This window comes from Ideonella sp. P3_A4 (assembly GCF_056403075.1).
Genome location: NZ_JBFUGE010001031.1, coordinates 1 through 1435, shown reverse-complemented (window position 1 = coordinate 1435; position 1435 = coordinate 1). Strand labels below are relative to the sequence as shown.

Here is a 1435-nt window from a genome sequence, read left to right as displayed (position 1 = left end):
GCCTGCCTTGCACGGCAAGTCCATCACGGTGGGTGCATCTCCGGTGCCTAACCCCTCCGTCAAGGGGACCTGCCTTCGGCAGGCCCCTTACGTCGAACGTTAGGCAAAGTCAGAAATGCCTCTGTCTCAGTGCCGGGTCACATCTGCCATCCAGGCTGGTACCGTGCAATACGTCGTCCTTCGAGCGCTCAGCAGCCCAAGAACAGCCCAGCGTCTGTCAGGCCGGTCAGTATTCGCTCGAAGCCCTTTGCCACTCCAGGGTTGGCTTGCTTGGTCTTCCCGGGGTGGAAAATACGGGCAAACGGGGTTCACCAATGATTGAGGCTGCAGGAACCGAAATGCCGCAAGTCTCCAGGCGCCTTCGTTCAGCGTCGCCGCGATCTAGAAGTCCAGTCGCCATGTTGGTGCCCTCGCGTTCCTGTCACTGCCTTGCTCAACGTCGCTCGCCTAACATCTCCGTCAAGGGGACGTCTTGCGGCAAGCCGCAAGCCGCCCCTTACGTCGGACGTTAGGCCTCAAGCAGCAACAGCATGGGTCACGACAAGAACATTTCGCCAGTAGGTTGGTACCTTGGCACGTACCTGCTCCGTTTCATCGAGCTCGGCGATGAGGCGCGCAACGATCCAGATCGGCGCTTTGTCTCCTGGGAGAACACCGTGCTGGTCAAAGCCGACACGATGGATTCCGCATATGCCAAAGTGGAAAGAATTGCCAGGGCAGCCGCCAAGCCCTATCGTGGCGGGCCGAATGGCGTTCGTGTGAAGTGGGAGTACGTTGGTGTGACCGAGATACTTCCAATCTACGAGCAGCTCGGTGATGGCGCCGAAATCGCCTGGGCCGAGCATGGGGCACGCAAGCTAAAGACACTGCGGCAATGGGTAAAGCCGAAGAGCGCGTTTCGCCAATAGGCACGGCGAGGCCTAACCCCTCCGTCAAGGGGACTGGCCTGCGGCCAGCCCCTTACGTCGAACGTTAGAGCTCACCGATGGAAAAGAACAAGTACGCGCCGCCGGGCGCTCCAATCGCAGATCCGCAAGTACCCGCAAGTCCGCCGCCTCGCTCGATAAAGATTGCTGTCGCGCTTCTGTGGGCTGGCTTAGTGCTTGTCCTACCCGCTCTCTATCTGCATACGGAACAAACCGCCGTTGAAGTAGCGGCCACTCTGTTTTCGCTACTCTTTGTCGCTGTTCTCTATGTTTACGTTTATCGGGGTCACGGCTGGGCTCGGATTCTTCTCCTCGTCTTCATGCTGTATGGCCTGTTGTCTGCAATACGCGTTTCCGATCCATTTGGTTTAACATCACCTGAGAATTTTGCAAATATTCTCAGCTGGGCAGTAGACTTCGTCGCTCTCTATTTGCTCTTCTTTTCCAAAACGTCTGCGGCATGGTTCAGGCGCAACGCCCACGACACCTGAGCCCTAACCCCTCCGTCA

General features: G+C 57.8%; 2 protein-coding genes. Both read left to right on the top strand.

All coding sequences use genetic code 11. The features are described from left to right. Positions 1–530: 530 nt before the first annotated feature. Complete coding sequence (locus AC1DYI_RS35535) at positions 531–908, top strand: DUF4288 domain-containing protein (protein WP_477208798.1); 378 nt, start codon at positions 531–533, stop codon at positions 906–908. A 77-nt stretch (positions 909–985) separates the two neighbouring features. After that, on the top strand, positions 986–1417 hold the full coding sequence (locus tag AC1DYI_RS35530) for a hypothetical protein (protein ID WP_477208797.1): 432 nt from the start codon (positions 986–988) through the stop codon (positions 1415–1417). Positions 1418–1435: the final 18 nt, after the last annotated feature.